Annotated in this window: 5 protein-coding genes; 1 reads left to right on the top strand and 4 read right to left on the bottom strand. The window is 33.6% G+C overall.

The annotated features are described in order from the left end of the window. Positions 1-247 precede the first annotated feature (247 nt). The 4 genes from F6K13_RS19085 to F6K13_RS19100 form a co-directional block, all read right to left on the bottom strand. On the bottom strand, positions 248-385 hold the full coding sequence (locus F6K13_RS19085; protein ID WP_205127483.1) for a hypothetical protein: 138 nt from the start codon (positions 383-385) through the stop codon (positions 248-250). A gap of 416 nt (positions 386-801) precedes the next feature. Continuing rightward, on the bottom strand, positions 802-1,035 hold the full coding sequence (locus F6K13_RS19090; RefSeq protein ID WP_124146492.1) for a 2Fe-2S iron-sulfur cluster-binding protein: 234 nt from the start codon (positions 1,033-1,035) through the stop codon (positions 802-804). Positions 1,036-1,094: 59 nt separating this feature from the next. Continuing rightward, positions 1,095-2,561, bottom strand: coding sequence for a cobyric acid synthase CobQ (gene cobQ, locus F6K13_RS19095; protein WP_287288036.1), 1,467 nt, complete (start codon positions 2,559-2,561; stop codon positions 1,095-1,097). Positions 2,562-3,203: 642 nt separating this feature from the next. Continuing rightward, positions 3,204-3,611, bottom strand: coding sequence for an Npun_F0494 family protein (locus tag F6K13_RS19100; protein WP_124146494.1), 408 nt, complete (start codon positions 3,609-3,611; stop codon positions 3,204-3,206). A gap of 360 nt (positions 3,612-3,971) precedes the next feature. Between F6K13_RS19100 and F6K13_RS19105 the strand changes: the two genes are divergently transcribed. Further along, on the top strand, positions 3,972-4,412 hold the full coding sequence (locus F6K13_RS19105) for a peroxiredoxin (RefSeq protein ID WP_124146495.1): 441 nt from the start codon (positions 3,972-3,974) through the stop codon (positions 4,410-4,412). Positions 4,413-4,699 lie beyond the last annotated feature (287 nt).

The raw sequence follows: 4,699 nt of genomic DNA on the forward strand, positions 1-4,699 counted from the left end.
TTGTTTTGGCTAAACCACAACCTAAGTCTGAAATGATTATGGATAATCTTCTAGTAAAATTTTAATTGTTGAATAATGAAATTATTTTAATTAAGGCAAAGAAAAAAGGATTGGAAATTTTAATTTCAACTTTTGAAGAAGTGCTTAAAGGTATAATACCAATTTTCAAAAATAATGTTAGGAATAATAAGTGCAATAAAAAAATTTTGCAGGAAATGTATCTTTGACAAAAAAGAGAATTTATGACCTAAAAACTGGTATTAAATCTATTCATTCTGACTCCTGACTCCTGACTTCCCCTCCCCTCCTGGGAGGGGTTAGGGGTGGGTTGGGAGGGGTTAGGGGTGGGTTGACTTCTAAGAAGTACCCTACCTATTTGTAGCAAACATTTATAAAATTGGTATAACAGGAGGATTTAATGCTCAAATAGGTGCTGAAAGAGAGGAAGTTCAAGAATTACTTTTATTAAAAAAATACCTTGAGAAACTTTCGATTCTCAACAAAGTCAAATATCAACTATAAAAATCCCAATTGTCAGTCAAACAGCTTAAGAATATTAAAACAAATTTTAAACGAAGCTTGTAACGGCATTAAAATTTTAGATTTTGAAAACAAAATAGGAACAAGCAAAAATAAATTAAACTCTTTGCTGGATTTAAGTAGCAACTTATATAGATCGATAGAACAATAAATATAAGTCAAAGAGTTAAACTTCTATTAAGTAGCTAAATCAAATTAATTACTATTATTTATACCCCGTAATTTTTTACTAGAACCTACAACCTACCACCCACATTAAGATTACCAGTCCATGTCTACAGACAGATTTATCGTCATTTTTTTCCGTCCTGGAGGAACTGCTGTAATACAAGCGCAAATAATTTGACCACCATCAATTTCAACTTCACAAGCATGACAAGAACCCATTAAACAACCTGTAGGAATAGTTACTCCAGCACGTTCAGCAACTTCTAGAATAGGTTCTCCTGACTCTGCCTCAACAGTAACATTATCTGGCAAGAAAAGTATTTCCATAATTAAGCAATAATTATTTGATTAACTGTTAGCTTATAGTGAATTTTAATCAGTAAATTTTAGTTAAATATCAACTTTAAATTTAAGTGACGATTAACTTGATCTGTAACTGAATCTAACATTATTTCTCTTTGTTCTCTATAGTTAGCAACACCAGTAGGTAGACCTTCGAGACCTCGTTTTTTACGCAAGAGATTTAACCAGGAACGACGCCAAGGACTATTATCAAAAATTCCATGTAAATAGTTACCCCAGACAGACTGATTATTATTAATAAATCCCAAATCACGATCATTAAATAAAGGATTTACCATATCTGGTTTTGTAATTTTGGTTCTACCTTGATGAATTTCATAACCGATTACTGGTAAATTAGCTAGAGGATAATTAGCAATAACTTGTCGCTGACGAGAAATTTTTTGAGCAGCAATTACAGTTTTGAGTGGTAGTAGTCCTAGTCCTTGATATTCTCCCTTTTGTCCTTCTAAACCCTGAGCATCAATTAAAACTTCACCAAGCATTTGAAAACCACCACAAATTCCCATAACTGTACCGCCAGCAGCTTGGTAATCCTTGAGAGCTGTTGCCATGCCACTTTTTTGTAATATTAATAAATCGCTAATAGTAGTTTTAGAACCAGGAATAATTACCGCATCAGGATAACCTAAATCATCATTAGGATTGAGATATTTAATCTTGACACTAGACTCTGCATCTAAAGGATCAAAATCAGTAAAATTAGAAATTCTTGGTAATTTAATAATTGCAATTATAATCTCAGTATTAGATTTAGTAGAACGTTGGTCTAAAAGACTTAAAGAATCTTCGGCAGGAAAGACTTCATCAATCCAGGGAATTACGCCAATTACAGGAATATTAGTTCTTTTTTCTAACCATTCAATACCTGAATCTAGAAGCGATCGCTGTCCTCTAAATTTATTAATTACAATCCCTTTAATTAAACTTCTTTCTTCTGGATCTAGCAGTTCTAGAGTACCAATAATATGAGCAAAAGCACCACCTCGATCTATATCAACTACTAAAATTGTAGTCGCATTCAAGTACTTGGCTACTCGCATATTAGTTAAATCTCGGTGCTTTAAATTAATTTCTGCTGGACTACCTGCTCCTTCACAGACTATAATGTCGAATTCCTGAGATAAAAGTTGTAAACATTCTTTAATAGCCTGCCAACCAATATTAAAATATTTCTGATAATAATCTATGGCTCCTACTGTATCTAATACTTTTCCTTTGAGGATAACTTGAGAAGTCATATTTCCTTGAGGTTTCAACAAAATAGGATTCATTTCTACCGCAGGAGTAACACCTGCGGCCCAAGCTTGTACTGCTTGAGCATAGCCGATCTCTCCACCACTAGATGTGACATAAGAGTTCAAAGCCATATTTTGTCCTTTGAAGGGGGATACTCTCCATCCACGACGTGATAAAATTCTACAGATAGCTGCAGTGATCAGAGATTTCCCCGCATGGGAGGTAGTTCCCACTACCGTAATTGCTTTCATAGCTGTTTGTAATAAAGGAATTATAATTAAGATTTTTCTATCTGCAATCTAAAATATATATAGCTAGCTTTGTGTAATCTTTTACTATACCAATTTTATGTGAGGCTGCACAGAATTATGAAATTTATGAACAAGTCTTTCTTGAGCTACAGTCAACTCTGATTAAAATTTTTTCTATGGAACTTCTTATGAATTTGGTAAAATACTTGTATTTTTGGCGTTGGTAAGTCAAGCTATGAAACCTAAATTTAGCGAAATATAAAATGCTTTTCAGTTAATTGTTAGACAATTGCTATTAAAGCACAATCATAGCCACGCATCACCAACGCCGTATTTTTTTTTACTTTACAAGCTGATAAAGTATATAAGCTTTCGAATAAGGTAGATAAGAAATTGAGAGAATATTTGGTGGTATATGAGGTACAAATATTAACTATAAAGTGCGGGCATCTTGCATACCATAGAACCTCACTGATATTAAACATATTGTAAGAGCAAAAGAAAAGCATTTTGAGCTATTAGCGCTTTTTTTTGAAGTTAATAATCTATATTCACTTAATTTCAGAATCTATAACTATAAAGTTGAGGTTTGACTAAAAAATTACGATCGAATTCTTCAAAACTTGAATATTTTTTGCCCATCTAAATAGGAAGTCGAAACCAACGATTAATTAAATTATAGAAGCGATCGCTCACAGAGGGTTGAGACCAACTTCCCTTTGGAGAATATTTTTTAACTAACTTATGGCCCAGAGGTGTGAGGCGAAAACCATCTGTAATACCCTGTCCATCAACTTCTCTCCTTAATACACCCACCTGAATGAGCCACATTAGATAATTTTCAGCAGCTAATTCTGATATAAGCGAACGAGTATAGGCATTTTTGAAGCCTATCTCTGATGCTATTGATTTTAATTCCACACTTCTATCCGACATTGTTACAAATAAGCTGATGTTAAACGGACTACAACTAAGCGCTATTTCCGCCCTTTTTTCAGTATTAGTAGGGTATTGGAGTGATATTAAGTTTGCAGATTTTATAGAGGTCATTGTTATTATTTTTTTTTATTCATTATACCATATAAGTAAGTTTTTTTATCTTGATTCATAATACAAATAATATTACATTAAAATAAGCTATACAAATAATACTTGATTTTTTTTTACTAAGTAGTTTAGAAAACAATTTATAGGGTAAGTAATGCTAAATCCGGTTTATAGATCCTCACAATTGTAAAAATGCGGAGATAGGGTGTGGGGAAAATAAGGAAGAGGTTTAATCTTAGATTATATAAAATATTTTTGATAAGCGGATTTGGTATAAAAAGTTTTTCAAAGCACAAAATATCTTAAAATAACAGAAAGAAAACAAGGCCATACTGTAAACCTATTAAGGAGAAAACAAAATCTATGCCATTATCTGTTGGCACTAAAGCACCAGAATTCACTGTAAAAGATACCAACGGCAGCACCGTTTCCTTATCTGATTTTGCTGGCAAAACAGTTGTCCTATATTTTTATCCCAAAGATGATACTCCAGGTTGCACTAAAGAAGCTCAAAGCTTCCGAGATAACTATGCTGAATACCAAGGTAAAGATATGGTTGTTCTTGGTGTAAGCATGGATGATGAAGCTTCCCACAAAGCTTTCACTGAGAAATATGGTTTGCCTTTCCAACTATTGGCAGATGTTGATGGCGCTATCACAAAAGCTTATGATGTTGAAGGTGGTGGATATCCTAAGCGTGTCACCTATATTATTGACTCCACAGGGAACATTTCTCACGTCGATGAGAATGTGAAAACTGATAGTCACGCTCAAGATATTTTAGAAGTTATCGGTGCAAAATAATTATAGCCAGGGAATAGGGAATAGGGAATAGGGAATAGGGAATAGGGAACAGTGGGAAAAACATTTCCCTGTCTTACGGTTTATGATCAGTCTATGTCCTCAGCAATCCATTCTTTGCTATAGTTTGTACTAGACATCTCCGATAATAAAAAATAAAATTGATTATCGCACAGAAACTATCAATTCTTCCCCTCCTGGGAGGGGTTAGGGGTGGGTTCCCTACTCCCTACTCCCTCTTTTCTGGAGATTTCTACTAATTTTCAGTATCTAATAAATTTTCCGAAAAA

Origin of the sequence: Okeania sp. SIO2B9 (genome assembly GCF_010672505.1) — a bacterium.
GTDB lineage: Bacteria > Cyanobacteriota > Cyanobacteriia > Cyanobacteriales > Microcoleaceae > Okeania > Okeania hirsuta.